Origin of the sequence: Acinetobacter sp. UBA1496 (assembly GCF_002324975.1) — a bacterium.
Taxonomy (GTDB): Bacteria; Pseudomonadota; Gammaproteobacteria; order Pseudomonadales; family Moraxellaceae; genus Acinetobacter; species Acinetobacter variabilis.
On record NZ_DCRI01000116.1, the window covers coordinates 1 to 18727 of the forward strand.

General features: G+C 41.9%; 15 protein-coding genes. 11 read left to right on the plus strand and 4 right to left on the minus strand.

From position 1 onward, the window contains the following. Nucleotides 1–85 precede the first annotated feature (85 nt). The gene (gene omp33-36 / locus B3143_RS14795) at nt 86–964 is read right to left on the minus strand and encodes a porin Omp33-36 (protein WP_286741113.1); all 879 of its coding nucleotides are present in this window, start codon (nt 962–964) and stop codon (nt 86–88) included. A 1139-nt stretch (nt 965–2103) separates the two neighbouring features. Between omp33-36 and B3143_RS14800 the strand changes: the two genes are divergently transcribed. The 3 genes from B3143_RS14800 to B3143_RS14810 all read left to right on the plus strand — a co-directional run bounded on the left by B3143_RS14800 (nt 2104) and on the right by B3143_RS14810 (nt 5660). Then, nucleotides 2104–3813: a GGDEF domain-containing protein gene (locus B3143_RS14800; protein WP_286741074.1), complete on the plus strand. Its 1710-nt coding sequence runs from the start codon at nt 2104–2106 to the stop codon at nt 3811–3813. 56 nt (nt 3814–3869) lie between these two features. Next, a complete protein-coding gene (locus B3143_RS14805) occupies nt 3870–4931 on the plus strand; it encodes a hypothetical protein (protein WP_286741077.1) in 1062 nt (353 codons plus the stop codon). A gap of 96 nt (nt 4932–5027) precedes the next feature. After that, the gene (locus tag B3143_RS14810) at nt 5028–5660 is read left to right on the plus strand and encodes a hypothetical protein (protein ID WP_286741078.1); all 633 of its coding nucleotides are present in this window, start codon (nt 5028–5030) and stop codon (nt 5658–5660) included. A gap of 12 nt (nt 5661–5672) precedes the next feature. On the opposite strand, the gene uvrA is transcribed toward B3143_RS14810, so the two are convergent. Beyond that, a complete protein-coding gene (gene uvrA, locus B3143_RS14815) occupies nt 5673–8504 on the minus strand; it encodes an excinuclease ABC subunit UvrA (protein WP_286741080.1) in 2832 nt (943 codons plus the stop codon). A 293-nt stretch (nt 8505–8797) separates the two neighbouring features. After that, nucleotides 8798–9469 (minus strand): thiaminase II, encoded by a 672-nt coding sequence (gene tenA, locus B3143_RS14820; RefSeq protein WP_286741082.1) that lies wholly within the window; start codon nt 9467–9469, stop codon nt 8798–8800. Between the two features lie 222 nt (nt 9470–9691). Here tenA and B3143_RS14825 point away from each other — a divergent pair, with 222 nt between their 5' ends. The 3 genes from B3143_RS14825 (at nt 9692) to ssb (ending at nt 12938) form a co-directional block, all read left to right on the plus strand. Beyond that, nucleotides 9692–10783, plus strand: coding sequence for a DUF475 domain-containing protein (locus tag B3143_RS14825; protein ID WP_286741084.1), 1092 nt, complete (start codon nt 9692–9694; stop codon nt 10781–10783). Between the two features lie 154 nt (nt 10784–10937). Continuing rightward, nucleotides 10938–12302, plus strand: coding sequence for an MFS transporter (locus B3143_RS14830; protein ID WP_286741087.1), 1365 nt, complete (start codon nt 10938–10940; stop codon nt 12300–12302). 51 nt (nt 12303–12353) lie between these two features. After that, entirely contained in the window at nt 12354–12938 is a 585-nt protein-coding gene (ssb, locus tag B3143_RS14835; protein ID WP_286741089.1) for a single-stranded DNA-binding protein, read from the plus strand. 69 nt (nt 12939–13007) lie between these two features. Here ssb and B3143_RS14840 read toward each other — a convergent pair whose 3' ends face one another. Next, complete coding sequence (locus B3143_RS14840) at nt 13008–13472, minus strand: hotdog fold domain-containing protein (RefSeq protein ID WP_286741092.1); 465 nt, start codon at nt 13470–13472, stop codon at nt 13008–13010. Between the two features lie 139 nt (nt 13473–13611). Between B3143_RS14840 and B3143_RS14845 the strand changes: the two genes are divergently transcribed. From B3143_RS14845 to B3143_RS14865, 5 genes are all read left to right on the plus strand, one after another. After that, complete coding sequence (locus B3143_RS14845) at nt 13612–14256, plus strand: TetR/AcrR family transcriptional regulator (protein WP_286741095.1); 645 nt, start codon at nt 13612–13614, stop codon at nt 14254–14256. A gap of 151 nt (nt 14257–14407) precedes the next feature. Next, nucleotides 14408–14971, plus strand: coding sequence for an alkyl hydroperoxide reductase subunit C (gene ahpC / locus B3143_RS14850; protein ID WP_004781568.1), 564 nt, complete (start codon nt 14408–14410; stop codon nt 14969–14971). A gap of 244 nt (nt 14972–15215) precedes the next feature. Then, a complete protein-coding gene (locus B3143_RS14855; RefSeq protein WP_286741098.1) occupies nt 15216–16094 on the plus strand; it encodes a pirin family protein in 879 nt (292 codons plus the stop codon). Between the two features lie 414 nt (nt 16095–16508). Next, nucleotides 16509–17816, plus strand: a complete 1308-nt coding sequence (locus B3143_RS14860) for an FAD-dependent oxidoreductase (RefSeq protein ID WP_286741100.1) — start codon at nt 16509–16511, stop codon at nt 17814–17816. Nucleotides 17817–17819: 3 nt separating this feature from the next. Further along, on the plus strand, nt 17820–18659 hold the full coding sequence (locus tag B3143_RS14865) for an SAM-dependent methyltransferase (protein ID WP_286741101.1): 840 nt from the start codon (nt 17820–17822) through the stop codon (nt 18657–18659). The last annotated feature ends 68 nt before the right edge of the window (nt 18660–18727 follow it).

An 18727-nucleotide genomic window follows, 5' to 3' on the forward strand; every position in this document is an offset into this window, starting at 1 on the left:
TTTCATCGAACTCAGGTTAAATATTTGATCCAATAAAAAAAGGACGCTGATGCGTCCTTTTTTTATTCAGTCACTAATTCAGAAATTAGAAACGGAATTTAGCATTTAAGCCTACAGTTTGTGTATCAAGTGCATTGCCTTCAGCATTAGCATTTACATACGATGCACCTACAGCAACTGCTGGAGTGATGAAGTAGTTTACGTTTGCGCCCCAAGCTTTGTCTGGAGAATTAGCGTAGCTAGATTCCATATAAGATGCACCAACGCTTAATTTAGGGTTGATGTACAAAGTAGTACCTAGGTTGTAAGCAGTATCTTCACCATAAACCAAGCCGCTTTCGAAGCCAAGTGACATATTGGTACCGTCAATTGCGCCTACATATTTAGTACGAGCAGTGATTGCATCTTGGTCTTCAGCGATTGTTTGAGACTCAATAGCAGCTTTAACAACGCCGTTGTTGAACATGTTGAAAGCGTCATAAGAAGTTTGGTCTGCAACGCTTGTGTAACCTACAGCTACCAGGAAGTTAGGAATAGGAAGTACACCTACTTCTAATGCATAACGGTCGCCATTATCATCTGTTGGGTTACCAGCTTTGTTATCAGTGATAGTATGGCTATAAGAAGCGCTTGCATAAGCAGGAACAACTTTAGTTGGGATGTAAGCTTCACCTTTTGCACCAAAAGTATGGTGTACAGTACGATCACCAAATTCTTGTCCGTTTTCGCCGTATGTATAAGCAGCAGAAACATTAGATGCCTGGTTGATGAAAGCAGCTTCAGCTAAAGGACCTTTAGAAGCGTCTACATCTTTGAAGTAGTAAGTACCTTGAACAGCGCCAGTGAAGTCTTTGTCATTCGCAGTGTTGTCGATGTACTCTGACTGACCTTGAACTTCAAATTGATATGCTTGAGCACCGGTCATGGCTAGTAATAAAGCAGTGGCTAAACCGAGTTTTTTCATGATATTTACCATTTTGTTACAAAAGATGTACAACAGAAACGTATTGTATTGTAACAATTTATTAAGTCAATCTGATTTGAAATCGCTATTTTTTTGTGTAAAATCATTGTATTGATTTTGTTTAATAGTCTTTTAATTAGTAAATTTAGTTATTTTAGAAAAAAGCTTAAATAACAATGTTATATACAAAATAAATTGTTAGATCTAATCAGGAAAATGAATTAATAAAGGATTTTTTGATTGTTTAATTAAGTTGAATAGTGGACTTTAATTCAAAAAACCAATTTATTTATCATGAAAATAATCATGTTTATTACACTGAATTTAAGAAAGGCGTAAAAACTATAATATAAAACAAATTTATGAAAGAATTGACCGGTTTAGCGACAAAATCAGGGTTGAAATGTGAATTGTTTCACTGTTTTACCTATAAAATGTGATGTGTTATAAATCAGAGTAAATTAATGTGCTTTACATTGTTACCAAATTGACTGATAATAAAAAAATCAGGTTAGAGTTCATGTTTTTACATGGTAATTTGACTGATTCTCCACATATTTTTGTTTTTATCGGCCCAGCTTTCCCCAAGGTTGGGCTTTTTTTTGCCTGAATTTTTTAGAAGCATCAGTCTACGGATTAGTTCATAAAAGAAGATTAAAAAACAAGTATAGAAAGCCGTCAAAGATGATTCTAAAATGCACCTTAATGGTGCATTATTTCAATTTAGAAATAGCCTTGTTCTATAAAATTGCAAAAAAAAACCTCAATTTCTATAAAGAATTGAGGTTTTTTCGCCAAAATTTGCGGGTAAATCAAAAAATCTGCTGAGGAATAATTTAACTCGCCCTAATGCGGTGCATTATGCACCTAATTGTTGCACGTGTAAATAGTTCAGAAAGCAAGTTTTTTAATTTTCTTATATTTTAAATTATGAAATTTTCATTCCTATTTATGTTTTAGTGATAACAGATGGAAAATCCTGAAAATATAAAGAGCTAAAACCTTTAAGAACATAATAAAAACATTCTGAAAATCAATTACTTGGTAAGAAATATTGATGATGAGTAGGCGTTTATTTGTATAATCTATCTACTATTAAATGGGGAGTCCTTGATCCATGTGAAGGACTAAAAATCAAGATGAATACTTTGCGCTCTGAGAAAATCAGCAAACATCTGTACTGGTCGATGTCGATCATTATTTTATGTTTATTGTGTATTTGTATTCCCTTGATTATTGATAGTACTCAACATTATTTAAAATCAAAACAAACCTATCAGCAGCTTGATGCCTTACAACAGGTCACCGATCTCGCCAATAAGATCTCCCGTGAACGGGCACCCGCCAACAAAGTAATGTCCAGTTCGGTTGAGGAATTCGCCAAACATCAGCAGGAGTTAAGCGATTACCGTCAGGAAGTCGATCAACAGATGCAGATTACAGCTCAGGCACTCGATCAGGTCGGTTTTAATCACCTAAGCCAGCAACTTTTATCTGAATTGAAACCGAGCTTGCAGAATGGACGTCAGCAGGTCGATCTCTATACTCAGATACCTCGCCCGGAACGTACTGCGCAGGAAATGGATCAGGCCATTCTCGCGATGTTTAGTGCCTGGGATAGCAGCCGTGAAATTCTGAAAGGAGTAGTGATTGCCTCTGCTACGCCATCTGCCCGTTTGGATAATTACATGAGTGAAATCCTGTTTTTATCTGATCTCAGGGATCAATCGGGTCGGGTAGCGTCAAATGTTATGGCACATGTGACATTTGGAACCCGGATTCCAGAGCAAAACATTACCCGTTCCTTGCAGGTCCAGCATCAGGTACGTTATCTCTGGGATATCATTGATACGCTTCAGCCTGTTCAGGACAAAACCGATGAATTTATTCGTTTACATCAGCGGGTCGGAACTGAATTTATTCAGCAAGGTTTACCGATTGTGGAGCGGCTGATTGAAGATAGTCGGCAGCAGCGTCCTTACTATTTAACTGGAACTCAGCTGACTGAAGCCATTGTAGATAAATTTACAACAGTGATTGATTTGCAGAACTATTTACTGCAATACACCAAAGATGTGGCTATTAAGGAAATGCGCCACAGCCTGAATCATTTAATCTGGACAGTGGCTTTATCTGGAATTTCCCTGATTACGGCAATTTTGACCATGATTTTTGCGCGTAAACGCATCTTTATTCCTTTAATTCGCGCACGTAAAATTTTATTCGATTTGTCCACTGGGTCTGAACGGAAGCAAGCCCAATCAAAACTAAAAATAGACCGGCCTACTGAATCCTTATTTACAGCAATTCAAAAACTGCAGCATACACTGCAAGAGCGTGAAGCATTAGAATTTCGACTGAAAAATATTGCCCATTCCGATTCCCTGACCGGACTGGCTAACCGTTTTGCGCTCGATGAATATATCCGTTTTATGGAAACGCATCCGACCCAGTTTAAGCGAACCTGCCTAATGATTATTGATATTGATCATTTTAAACAGGTCAATGATCAATATGGGCATATTATTGGTGATCAGGTTATTCAACTGGTTGCAGAACGCTTAAAAGCCAATGTCCGTGCTTCGGATCTGCTGGTTCGCTATGGCGGAGACGAATTTCTCGTCCTGATTGAAAATATCGAGATGCAGCATGCTTTCATGCTGGCGAATAAAATCCGGACTGAAGTCGCTGAGCATTCTATTCTGACCTCAGCCGATGAAGATATTCATGTATCGGTGAGTATTGGGATGGCGATTGGCGCAGAGTCATGGATTGCGTTACTGGAACAGGCCGATGAGGCGTTATTTAAGGCTAAAGCGAAAGGACGTAATATTGTAGAAGTGGCTTGATGCTTTTTAATTGTTTTTGATTTATAAAGAATTAATTCAATTAAAGCTTATAAAAAATGAATCAAGATCAAGAAGCGCGTTTAGAAAAAATATTTCGAGATAACCATAATAGAGGCATCGCCATAGCGATTATTGGCTGCTGGGGTATTGGAAAAACTTTTGCTTGGAATAAATTTATTCGAGAAGGAGCAGGATTAGAAAAAGATAGAAGGTATTTACCATTAAATATTCGTCTCAAATATCCGAACATTTTTAATAAAAAATATTCCTATGTTTCGTTGTTTGGTATTGAGAGTTTGGCTGATCTTAAAGTAGCTATCTCGACAAATATGAGTCGTAACTATTTTAATAAAGAATCAACACAATTTTTTGAGACTCCTAAGTTTTTGAAAAAGAGCTTATCCGCATTGCGTGATGTAAAATTCAGTGGAAGTGGTGAAGGATTTGGTATCAGTTCATCAGCTGAAATTTTTGAAGCAGTTTTATATTCCCAAGTTAAAGATGCGATTATTTGTTTTGATGATTTTGAACGCATGTCCAAAAAGTTAGAGATTCAAGATGTGATGGGGTTAGCGAATCAACTTAAGTCAGAACGAAGCTGTCAAGTCATCTTAATTTTAGACGAGTCGAAAACAGATGGTGAAAGTAAGAATAAATATGCTGAATACAAAGAAAAATTGATTGATGAAACAATTAAGATTACATCTGTTGAACCCTTAATTCGTAAAAATACAAAAGGGATTGATGAGCCATTAGTAGATTTAATGGTGAAGTTTGCTGATGAGTTAGAAATTCATAATTTTCGGTTTTTTCAGAAAGTGATAAAACTCTATAAGAAATTTACAGTGCAATTGTCTGATGATGTAGCTTACTCAACTAAAGAAATAATTCTTATACGAGTTCTTCAAGGATATTTTATTGAAGATTTTGGTATTGAAAAAGATTTGAAGTGGAGTGATTTCTCTACTGACAATGCGCTTATTTTAATGGATCATCCAGAGGAAAATGAATTAGAAAGCATAAAAATACAGACACTAAGAAAACTAAATGGAATTTCTTACAAATTTGTACATGATGCGGATCAATGGTTAATTGAATTCAAAAGGTGGTTTGATTAAAAAGGAGAGCCTGATTTTTCAAAACTTAATGAGTTAGCTAATTCAGATTTAATTTCTGACAAAAGTAATAATACAAAAGAAATTTTAGAAAATTTGATGACTCAATGGCGTAATTTGCAAGTCAGTCTGAATTATTGTGAAGAGCTATATAAGGCATCACAAGAATCAATAAGTTTTAATAATTTGGAAAATTTATATTTTCATTGTTTCTTATTGAAGAAATTTGGGCGTAATGATCTATCAAAGCAATTGAAATTAGAGATTTTAAACTATCTGGTTAATAAACTCCCTACTAATTATGAAGAAATTTGGGACAATGCAACACATTTTGGATTCAAAAAAAATAATTTATTTCATTGGTATATAAAACGTTGGAAAAGCCAAAATCCATCAGTTGGTTTACCATCTTTATTTGATGTACTAAAAGTTTATATATTGGATAGAAGTATCAAAAATAAGGCAAGCTTAGTACTAAAAAATGCAGTTCAAAATGATTGGGAGAATTTTATTTTTTCAGGCTCTTCAGTAGATGAAGAGTTAAAAAAAATTCATAAAGGAGAAATAATGACTCGAATTCTACAGCAGAATATAGATGTAACTTTAACTCCTTTGATCAAGCAAAATATCGAAGCAATTTTAGTTAATAAACTTAATTTTAGTAATGATCCAGCAAATAAGAAAAATATCGAATTTGTAATAGAAAACTTTAAAAAAGAAGGGCTCTTATGAGCCCTTTCTAAATCACTTCAACAACGGCTTTAAGAATTTCCCTGTATGTGAAGCCTTAACTTTCACAACATCTTCCGGAGTACCTTCCGCGATAATCATACCGCCACCCGCACCACCTTCAGGGCCAAGGTCTACCACCCAGTCTGCAGTCTTGATCACATCCAGGTTATGTTCAATCACCACAATGGTATTCCCTTTATTACGTAGCTCATGCAGGATGTCCAGCAGCTTGGCAATATCATGGAAATGCAGACCAGTCGTTGGTTCATCCAGGACATACAAGGTTTTGCCGGTATCCCGTTTGGCCAGTTCACGTGCCAGTTTTACACGCTGTGCTTCGCCACCAGAAAGCGTCGTCGCTGACTGACCCAGACGAATATAACCCAGACCGACCTGATGCAAGGTTTCCAGACGGCGATGAATCACTGGAATCGCATCAAAGAAATGCATGGCATCTTCAACGGTCATCTGTAATACATCAGAAATATTCTTGCCTTTGTAGTTCACTTCTAGCGTTTCACGGTTATAACGCTTGCCATGACAGGCGTCACACGGCACATACATATCAGGCAGGAAGTGCATCGCCACCTTGATCATGCCATCACCTTCACAGGCCTCACAGCGTCCGCCTTTCACGTTAAACGAGAAACGGCCAGCGGTATAACCCCGCGCTTTGGCTTCCGGAGTCTGTGAAAACAGTTCACGAATTGGAGTAAACAAGCCGGTATAAGTTGCTGGGTTTGAACGTGGTGTACGTCCAATCGGGCTCTGGTCAATATCAACCACTTTATCCAGAAATTGCAAACCATCAATCGAATCAAACTTCTCGGCAGTCAGTGTGGTTGCACCATTCAGCTGAGTTGCTGCCAGTGGCAACAGAGTCCGGTTAATCAACGTAGATTTACCGGAACCTGAAACACCGGTGACACAAGTCATGATTCCCAATGGAATGGTCAGATCGACTTTCTTTAGGTTATGCCCGGCAGCACCCATCAGCTTAATTTTTTCTTCTGGTTTCGGTGGCTGAACCCGTTTTTTCGGCACTTCAATTTTCAGTTTGCCAGACAGATATTTACCAGTCAGGGAATCTTTGTTTTCAGCGAGTTCCTGATAGGTTCCTTCTGCAATCACATGACCGCCATGCACACCGGCACCCGGACCAATATCAATAATATGGTCTGCTGCACGAATGGCATCTTCATCATGTTCGACCACTAAAACAGTATTACCGAGGTCACGCAGACGAATCAGGGTTTGTAACAGGCGATCATTATCACGCTGATGCAGACCAATCGAAGGTTCATCCAGCACATACATCACGCCCATGAGGCCAGCACCAATTTGTGAGGCCAGACGGATACGCTGTGCTTCACCACCAGACAGGGTTTCAGCAGAACGGGACAGGCTCAAATAGTTCAGACCGACAGATACCAGGAAGTGCAGACGCTCACGGATTTCCTTAAAAATCTTGTCCGCAATTTCACCACGCGCACCTTCCAGATTAATACCCTGATAATAGCTCTCGGCATCGCCAATCGACATGCGAGTAACGTCGGCAATGGTCTTATCCAGAATTTTCACATTACGCGAGATTTCATTCAGACGTGAACCATCACAAGCATCACAGGCAGCATTAGAGAGATACTGCGCCAGATCATCACGCACATAATTGCTTTCGGTTTCGCGGTAACGGCGTTCCAGATGCGGCAAGATACCTTCAAATGGCATCACCCGGTTATGACGACGACCACGTTCATCAATATAGCTCAGGTCAATTTTTTCTTTGCCAGTGCCATAGAGGAATTTCTTCTTGGTATTGGCATCCAGTTCATTCCAAGGCGTTTCTAGAGAAAAACCAAAATGCTCGGCTACTTTTTGCAGCATGCCATAATAATACGGACGCTGACGATCCCAGCCACGAATCGCACCCTGGCTGATGCTGACCTCCTGATTGGGAATCAGTTTGTCTGCACTGAAATGGCTGCGGGTACCCAAACCATCACAGACCGGGCAGGCACCGAAGGGATTGTTAAATGAAAATAGGCGTGGCTCCAGTTCTGCCACAGCGCGGTCACATTCCGGGCAGGAGTGTTTGGCAGAAAACACGCGATCATCATTTTCGCCTTTCATCCAGGACAGGATCGCAATATCTCCACCGAGACGCAGTGCAGTTTCAAAACTTTCTGCAATCCGGTTACCGAGATCATCACGTACCTTAAAGCGGTCAACCACGACTTCAATGGTATGTTTTTTCTTTTTGTCCAACTCGGGTGGTGGATCAATTTCCATGATCTCGCCATCAACACGCGCACGCACAAAGCCTTGGCTTTGCAGTTGCTCAAATAACGCTGTGTACTCACCCTTACGTTCTCGCACGACAGGCGCTAACAATAACAGCGCAGTGCCTTCTTCCAGTTCTTTAACCGCATCGACCATTTCAGTTACGGTCTGTGCCACCATGGGCAGATCGTGTTCCGGACAGTAAGGTGTACCTACGCGTGCATAGAGCAGACGTAAATAGTCATAGATTTCGGTAATGGTACCTACAGTCGAACGCGGGTTATGGCTAGTCGATTTCTGTTCGATAGCAATGGCTGGGCTTAGGCCCTCAATCGAATCAACTTCCGGCTTTTCCATTTGCGAAAGGAATTGACGCGCGTAGGCAGACAGAGATTCTACATAACGGCGTTGACCTTCCGCATATAACGTATCGAATGCCAGTGAGGACTTACCTGAACCAGACAGTCCCGTAATCACCACAAACTTGTCGCGTGGAATATCAAGGTTCACATTTTTCAGGTTATGGGTACGTGCACCTCGAATACGGATGTGACTTTGGCTCATGCAATGATCCTAGAAAATTCATCAAAAACCTTTATATGATACCGAATGAAAAATGTTCAAGTGCAAATAAAAGTATTTTAAACGTCAAGTTGTGTCGGATATTGGTCAAAAGATCAGTACTAAAGCAACTGGGGGAAAACGTAGATTAGATTTGCTCTTTTCCAAACATCTAATAGATAAAATTTCATGATGCATAACGACATCAAAATTAGCTTCACTTTCCATCATTTAGGGTTTGGTTTAAAAATAAAAAAGCCCTGCATTGGACAGGGCTTAGTCAATAGAAACTAAAATTAATCATCCAGACCTGGCCATTGGCGCTGTTCATAAGCACTGTCCCAGAACAGCCATTCCAGACGTGCTGCATGGGTATAGGCCTGATGCATTTTTTCCAGAGTATCAGCATCGACCCGCGCTGCCACCCGATCCACAGTGGCAATTACATTGCGTACCGCTGTATGAAAATCTTCACCGGCATAGGTATCAATCCAGGCCTGATACGGATTATTCGGCGCTGCCTTATCGATAATATCCTTACCCACTTCTGCATAGATCCAGAAACATGGCAAAAGGGCAGCCAGAACTACCGGATAACTTTCCGCCCAAGCCGTTGCCTGTAAATAAGCGGTGTAATGATGGCAAGCCAGAGTCAAAGGTGTATTTTCAAATTGAGTCTTATTGATGCCAAAATCCTGCATAAAGCCATCATGCAGGCTACGTTCGACCACAATGGCAGTTTTAGCGGCTTCACTAAACTGGATCACGTCATCTGCTTCAAAAGCTTTGGCTGCACAGACCGCCAGTGCACGACCATAGGCCAGCAGATAATGCGCATCCTGAATTACATAATGACTAAAAGCTTCACGGCTTAATGTTCCCTGCGCCAGTTGCTGGTTAAAAGGCAGCGCCAATGTCTTTTGATAAAGTCCGAGATTACGTTGCCATACGTCTTGAGAGAAACCCATACTGAAATCCTTAGCAGTTGAAGTCAAAACATCCAGCACTATAGCAAAGATGAATCTGTTTAAAAGATCAGCAAATCTGAAAAGCAGAAAATACCTAAAAATGGTTCAGGAAGTGCTTTGGTTTATGCGGCAAAAGTTTCATAATTGGGACAACTTTGAGTCTTAGTATTTCTCTACGTTTAAAGAAATGCATTTAATGAAATTTATCTAAGGTCGATATATATGTTGAAACACTTTGGTTTCTCAATCGTATTTTCGATCGTGTGCCTTGGTTTGTCTGCTTATTGGGGATTTACCTATGGTCCTGAAGCGGGCCTGCAAACCATGTTCACAGCACTGACCATCACCGCTATTCTGGCGATTATGGAAGTGTCGTTGTCGTTTGATAACGCGGTTGTCAATGCATCCGTCCTGCGCGGTTGGGATCATTTCTGGAAAATGATTTTCCTGACGGTCGGGATTCTGGTTGCAGTTTTCGGGATGCGCCTGATTTTCCCGGTGGTCATTGTGGCCGTGACTGCGGATATGGGCTTTATGGAAGTGGTGCAGCTCGCCTTAAATGCACCAAAAGAATATTCGGCTAAACTGATGGCACATCATGCCGAGATTTCTGCTTTTGGTGGTGCCTTCCTGATGCTGGTATTTCTGAACTTCTTCCTGGATGAAGAAAAAGACACCCACTGGTTCCGCATGCTGGAACGCCGTCTGGCGTATCTGGCGAATGTTCCGGCGATGTCAGTCTTTATTACCCTGATTGCCTTGTTAATCATGGATTTTCAGGTCGAAGAAGCAAAACGTCTGGATGTTATTCTGGCCGGGATCTGGGGGATCGTGATTTATATCGGGGTACAGGTCCTAAGCCATATGCTGGGCGGGGAACCGGAAGTAGACGAAGAGGGTAATGCCGTTCGTCACGATGCTGAAGGTGTACCGACTGGCGTGGTAAAAGCCGGCTTTGGTGGTTTTCTTTATCTGGAAGTACTCGATGCATCTTTCAGTTTTGACGGTGTAATCGGTGCCTTTGCGATTACGTCTGACGTGGTAATCATCATGTTAGGCTTGGCCATCGGTGCGATGTTCGTGCGTTCGATGACTATTTACCTGGTCGATAAAGGCACGCTGGATGCCTATATCTATCTGGAACATGGCGCACACTATGCGATTGGTGCGCTGGCATTTATCATGCTGGCAAGCAGTACCGGTGTGCATATTCCTGAAGTGGTGACTGGTCTGATCGGTGTGGCTTTCATTATCTGGGCAGTCATTGCTTCGATCCAATATACCAAGCGTCAGTTATTAAAAGCAGGCAAATAGTCCTGTGACCACTGAACAGAAGCGTAGCTCCGGCTACGCTTTTTTATTTTTCAGATAGTCCTCATCTTTATTTCAAATAAAATTCATGCATTCCTTTGAGCGGAATGGCCTATAATCTACGCATCAAGATTAACTAACTCGATCGCCAGACTTTATGATGAATGCCTTAGAACGTCGCTCGACCTTTGCCCTGAGCAGTATTTTCGCACTGCGCATGCTGGGGTTGTTTATGATCATCCCTGTATTCTCTGTAGCAGGGCAGTCATATGAATATGCTACGCCAGCACTCATTGGTCTGGCGGTGGGTATTTATGGCCTGACACAGGCCATTTTACAGATTCCGTTTAGCCTGGTTGCAGACCGCTATAGCCGTAAGCCATTGGTGGTTTTGGGCTTGTTGCTATTCGCTCTAGGTGGCGCGATTGCTGCGATGTCTGACACCATTTATGGCGTAATCGTCGGTCGTGCGATTGCGGGTGGTGGAGCAGTTTCAGCGGTGGTAATGGCCTTATTGGCTGATGTGACCCGTGAAGAAAACCGCATGAAAGCCATGGCGGTGATGGGCATGAGTATCGGTCTGTCCTTTGTGGTGGCCTTTACCATGGGGCCATGGGTGACAGGACTGGTCGGCATTTCCGGTCTGTTCTGGGTGACCACAGTGATGGGACTGGCTGCGATTGCGATGCTGTTGATGGTTCCTAAAGTTACCCGTCATCATAAAAATTTTCAGCAGGGCTATCTGGAGCAGCTAAAACAGGTCCTGAAAATGGGGGACCTGAACCGTCTGCATATTTCAGTATTTACCCTGCATTTGCTACTTACAGCGATGTTTATTTATGTGCCATCGCAACTGATTGAAGTTGCTGAACTGCCATTATCGAGTCATGGTTGGGTCTATCTGCCGCTGCTGGTCGTCAGTCTGTTTTTTGCCTTCCCGAGCATTGTACTGGCAGAGAAATATCGCAAGATGCGCAGTATTTTCCTGACAGCGATTGGCGGGATTATTCTGGGTCTGTTGATCATGATTTTTGGCTTTGAATCCAAATATGTGCTGATCGGTGGATTAGGTTTATTCTTTATTGCCTTTAACGTCATGGAAGCCTTATTGCCCTCATGGTTGTCCAAAGCAGCCCCGATTCAATCTAAAGCCACTGCGATGGGCGTGAATGCCAGCAGCCAGTTCTTGGGTGCGTTTTTTGGCGGGATTATCGGTGGACAATTGTTGTTACTCAACAACACTTCGCTCGGTTGGAGTATTTTATCGGCAATTGCTATAATTTGGCTGCTCATGAGTTTTGGGTTAGCTCAACCACGCTATCTTTCATCGCTCGTGCTTCGTCTGCCAGAGAGTAAACAAACAGATGAATGGACTTCTCAACTTTTGGCGATTCGTGGTATTGAAGAGGTTGTGGTCATGTCTGAACAGCAAGTCGCCTTTGTCAAGGTCGATAAACAGCAGGTTGATGATGTTTCGCGACAACAATTAACGCACTTGTTAGGTAAAGAGGTAGCCATTTAAACATAACTCTTATAAAGTAAAATATAGAAATAAATAGGAAGTGTACGTCTGATGCGTGGTGTTAATAAGGTCATTTTAGTTGGTACTTTAGGTCGAGATCCTGAGACCAAAACTTTCCCAAATGGTGGTTCTCTCACTCAATTCTCTATCGCAACCAGCGATTCATGGACTGATAAAAATACGGGCGAACGTAAAGAGCAAACCGAATGGCATCGTATTGTGCTGCATAACCGTTTAGGTGAAATTGCACAGCAATATCTGCGCAAAGGTTCTAAAGTTTATATCGAAGGTTCATTACGTACCCGTCAATGGACAGATCAAAGCGGTCAAGAACGCTACACAACGGAAATCCGTGGTGAGCAAATGCAAATGCTGGATTCTGGTCGTCCACAAGGCGAGCAAGGCGATAACGGTTTTAACCAGCCACGTTTTAATAACAATAACCAGGGTGGCGGTTATGGCAATAATCCTCAAGGTGGTTATGGCTCAGCGCCTCAGCAAGGCGGTTTTAACAATAATCAGGGCGGTGGTTATGGCAACAATAGCCAAAATAACCAGGGTGGTTATGCGCCGAAGTCTGCACCTGCTCCAGTAGCAGCGCCTGCAGCTGATCTGGATGATGATCTTCCGTTTTGATCCCGATATTAGAAAGGTAAATCATCATGAAAACCCGCCATTTGGCGGGTTTTTCATATCTAGGTTCTTCTATTTTTTCACGGACACCCACATGGTGATCACTGCCCGAAATATGACTTCTTCTGCAGTATCTTTAATTTCTACATTGACCAGATAATCGCTGCCTTCGTTCCATATAAAGTTAGGCTCGGCGGGTGTCGCAATCGCGATCAGATCAGTAGTGGCTTTTTTGACATATTCGACCTGCATACCCTTGGGAATCCAGCGATGAGTTTTCGGAACGGTTGCATCGGTCATGGTGCCGCCTGCCAGTTCAGCCATGTTACACATGGCAATCGCGTGTACAGTGCCTAAATGGTTCAGCACGGCACGATGTTTCTTGACGCTCACTGCACAATATCCAGGCTTTAAATCTTCAAACAGTGGAGAAATACTGCCGAAATAGGGTGCTTTTAGACAAAGTAATTTAGAAAAAAGATATTTACCGGCTGGCTTATTTTCTAGGCTTTTCCAGATTTTTAGGGCTTGGCTCATCTATAACTTCCTGTATATTATTTTTAATCAGAATAATATTCTCATACAGAATATTATTCTGTATTGGCACATCTGACAAAAACCAGACATCAGGCTGCCAGCCTGCTTTTAAAAAATAGAGAGGATTTAAATATTAAAAATGCAAAACATGGAATTGCTGGAAAGGATTTTTAAGGGAAGACGGGCTTTACTCAAACGTCAGATTCTGGAATGTGCATTGACAGAGTTTCTGCGTACAGGCATTGCTGCGACTACGATTGAAATGATCCGTGATCAGGCCGATACCAGTATCGGGGCGATCTACCATCATTTTAAAAACAAGGAAGGGATCATTGCAGCACTGTATATTTCAGCACTTACAGATCAGTCGGAGCAGCGTTTGCAGGCTTTGTCACAAGTTCAGGGTATTGAACAAGGCATACAGGCAGTGATTCAGAGTTATATCGATTGGGTCGTAGCGTATCCTGACTTTGCCCGCTTTCTTTATGCTGCGCATCATACAGTTCAAAGTAGTGACTTCAAAAAGGAGTTACAGCAGTCGAATCAGCAGCGCAATCAGGAATTAAAACAATGGCTGGCTCAACAGATAGATGCCAATCAATTACAAGCTGTTCCCTTAGAACTGCTTATGTCATTGATCATTGGACACACTGAAAGTTATTGCCGGAGCTGGTTATCTAGTCGAGTCCATACCTCTCCCAAACACTATGCAGCAGCCCTGGCAAAATCGGCCTGGCAATCTATACAGTATTTTCAAGAAAGTAAAACCGTCAAAATCGATTAAACAAATCAGAAAGATAAAAATAAAAGGAATTATAAATCTGAAAAACCGATAATTTTTATGAAAAGTTACGGTTTTACCTATCGGTGGTTTTTGCGTATTCTTAACTACATCAAATGAACACACACTTTCACGAATAGATAGGAATAGACTTATGAGTTTAATCAATACTGAAGTTAAGCCATTCAACGCAACTGCTTACCACAATGGTCAATTTATTGAAGTGTCTGAGCAAGATATGAAAGGCAAATGGTCTGTAGTATTCTTCTATCCTGCTGACTTCACATTTGTTTGTCCAACAGAATTAGGCGATCTTGCTGATCAGTATACTGAATTCCAGAAACTGGGTGTAGAAATCTACTCAGTATCTACAGACACGCACTTCACGCACAAAGCTTGGCACGATACGTCTGATGTGATTGGTAAAATCCAGTATCCAATGATTGGCGATCCAACCTGGACTTTGGCGAAAAACTTTGAAGTGCTGATTGAAGCTGATGGTCTGGCGGATCGTGGTACTTTCGTGATCGATCCAGACGGTAAAATCCAGATCGTTGAAATCAACGCGGGTGGTATCGGTCGTGACGCGCAAGAACTGCTTCGTAAAGTAAAAGCGGCTCAATATGTACATGCTCATCCAGGTGAAGTATGTCCTGCAAAATGGAAAGAAGGTGAAGCGACTCTTGCTCCTTCAATCGACTTGGTCGGTAAAATCTAATTCGGTAAGACTTTATCGAAATTAAAAAACCCAGCCCTCAGCGCTGGGTTTTTTATTATCTACTGCTCATGACTACTTAAATTAACGTCTTATAGCAACGCTAAAGTTATAAGTAGCTACACAGAAATCTAAGAGTCGAATCGTCTTATATTTGAAATACTGCATTCTAGAAGTACGGTATTGATGACTGCTGATAAAGCTTAAAATGGCTGCATGTTCATCCTATTGTGTATAGGAGTAAAAGATGAAAAAAATTATTGGTGTTTACCGTAATCAAAACATGCATTGGGTCGGTGATGGCTTCCCGGTCAAAAACCTGTTTTCTTATGACCGTCTGGGGCAGGCCATTAGCCCATTTTTATTGCTGGATTATGCAGCGCCGTATCACTTTGCGCCAACCACTGAGCAGTATGGTGTAGGTTCACATCCGCATCGTGGTTTTGAAACTGTAACCTTGGCCTATCAGGGGGCAGTGACCCACCAGGACTCCAGTGGCGGTGGCGGTACGATTCAGACCGGTGATGTACAGTGGATGACAGCGGGTGCAGGGGTGGTGCATGAAGAATTTCATTCTCCAGATTTTGCGCAAAAGGGCGGCCTGTTTGAAATGGTTCAACTCTGGGTCAACTTGCCAACCAAAGACAAAATGACCGCGCCACGTTATCAGGCCATTACTGCAGCTGAGATTCCACGGATTGAAATGGATGAAGGTGCAGGACATATCCGGGTGATTGCCGGAGAATTCGGAGGTCATCATGGCCCTGCGCATACCTTTAGTCCGGTGAATGTCTGGGATGGCGAGCTAAAAGCGGAGTATGAAACTACGTTGCATGTACCTGCCGGACATAATGCTTTGCTGGTTGTACTGGCGGGTGAGCTGGTGGTAAATGGCAGTCAAAAAGTCCTGGATAGCTCTATTGTCATGTTTGCGCGCGATGATGATCCTGAAATTCAGCTACAGGCCGATCAGGACACTAAATTTTTGCTTTTGACCGGTGAGCCGCTGAATGAACCTATTCAAGGCTATGGCCCATTTGTAATGAATACCAAGGAAGAAATTATTCAGGCATTTCAAGATTTTAATCAGGGTAAATTTGGTGAAATCGCGGTACAGGCCGAATAATACAGTCAGTCTTAAAACAAAAAAGCCTCTGCACAAGCAGAGGCTTTTTTTTCTAATGCGCTGGAATTTCTTGTCGTTTTTACGAGTTTCTTGGATAAATTCATTTTGTTTATCTCTATGAATTTATCTCTTTCTTGTGCTGCATATTATAGAGTGTTTTGCGGTCTTTGTAAACCGATGATTAAAAAATCGGTTAATTAAATCATTTGTTTTTTAAAGATTTATTTTTAAATATTTAAATATAATGGCGGTTTAAGTTACTCTATATAAAGACGTTTTTTGCTATTCAAAAAATGTAATTTATTTGTAAAGTTACGTTAACTGAGACTTACGAAAAAAAAGTATTCTGGAAGATTTTAATAACCTATTTGCCGAAAGCATGGTTCATAATTTCTTTTAGTTTTTCAATGACGGATGATCAGATTGGATATCGCAGTAATTGGTAGTGGCATGGCTGGACTGGCTACTGCCAGAATTCTTCAGGACGCAGGACATCGCATTACTATTTTTGAAGCGCTTCAAGGTCGTGGCATGGACAGTCATAGTCTCGAATTTGAAGGAGGCCTCATTGACGCACCTTTACGTGTGATGAATCCTTATCTGTGGAAAAATACCTTAAGTTTGGCGACTCATCTGGGCATTAAAACTTACCCGGTACGTACTTATATGGCCTGCAGTTGGCTGTTTGAAGACCGGGTAGAAACCTGGCTAACCACGTCACGTAGCCGGATTGGCAATATTCCGATTATTAATAACCGCAAAGGCATCCAGCAATATGGCTGGCGTCTGGTCAAAGGTTTGTTGCAACTCAAAACAGCCTTGGCAAAATTCTTTAAATCTAAAAATCAGGACATTAGCCTAGCAGAATTTATCAATCGTAACGAGATTGAAGAAGTGTTCTGGCATGGTGCAGTGATGCCAGTGCTGTATACCATTTGTACCTGTAACCCGAAAACCATTGGTGAATGGCCAGCCAAACCTTTATTGATTTTCCTGCGTCAGCTAACGGATGGTGATGCCTTGTTACGTATGCAGGGTGGAACTCCGGCTTTGGTAGACAAACTGATTGAAGGCATTCACATTGAAAGTGGTGCACCAATTGTCTCAGTGAAAGAGCAGGGCGACAAAGTACTGGTAGAAAATGCAGCCGGCTTGTCGAAAACCTTTGATCGTGTCGTGGTTGCGACACCAACCAATCATATTGATGAATTCCTGGATCATGAGCAGTTTGGCCGTGATATCGAGCTGTTAAAGAAATTCAAATTCGAACAGGGCGAATTGGTCATTCACCGTGATAGCAGCGTGATGCCTCCAAAGCGTAAGGACTGGGCTGTACTCAGCTATATGATGGATCGCAAGTTTACCCGTCAGCAATTTACGGTTTGGCTGAATGCGGTTGAACCGAGTCTAGTGGGTAAATCTCCGGTATTCCAGACCTGGCGTCCTGTGACTGAGATTGATCCGAGAAAAGTGATCTCATCAGTGACCTTGACCCGTGCGGTAGTGGATGCCAATACTATCGCTCTCAATAAAGAATTACAGCATCGTCATCTGGAAATGAACCGTAAAGTCTTCTACTGCGGTTCGTGGTCATCGGATGGTTTACCAATCTTGGAATCTGCAGTGACTTCTGCCATGAAAATTGCTGCAATTATGGGAGCACCGTTGCCATTTGAAGGACTTAAACCTAAGATCGAGGTAGCACCCCAGCTCGGTTATTGATTGATGCAATGGTTTCAGGCACTTCGTCAGCGTCTTCCTCAACACAAATATGCAATTGATGCATCGTTGCTGGGAGACCACTCGCAGTTGCCCTGGAGCAATCTGGGTTATTGGCAGGCAGGGCAGCAGGATTATGTAGCTGCCTGTCGAACTTTGGCTGACCATCTGGCAGAAACGGTTGGTTTAAATTCAAAAGACAAATTGCTGGATCTAGGCTGTGGCCAAGGTGCCAGCCTGTTGCACTGGCAGCAACGCTATCAGGTGCAATATCTGGCCGGTGTGGAACTTCAGCCAGCTTGCGTGGCAAATATTCAGCAGCATTTACCTGATCTCAATGCCATTTATCCGGCTTCTTTCCTGCGTTTAAAAGACATGCATTTTTCCCAGCGCTTTGATGTGGTGCTGTGTCTAGATGCTGCCTATCATAGTCCCGTTCCCGAACTTCTAGATCAGGTACGCAGTGTATTGAACGCCAATGCACGGATTGGCTTTCATCATCTGATCTTGTCGGAAAAATGGAACAGCTTGAATGCGCTGCAAAAGCGTAAATATCAGTTTCTGCTGAAATCCGCCGATGTCGATTTAAAAAACCTGATGTCGGAAAATGAGCTTTATCATTGTCTGGAAAATTTTGAATTTAAGAATATTCAGATTGAAGATCTGTCCGAAGCGGTATTTTCAGGTTTTGCTGATTATGTGAATCAGCATTTAAATTCAAAGAAATTGAAACAAAAAGTCAAAAGACTGAATCGGTTTAAAATCCAGATGACGGCAAAGCTTTGTCAGAAGTTATATCAGGAGGGGATTGTAAGATATGTACAGGTGACAGCACAGGCGATCTAAAGACTAGAGATAAGCTAGATAAAAATACCAAGCCCAGAAACATCAAAGCCTCACTAAAAAGCGAGGCT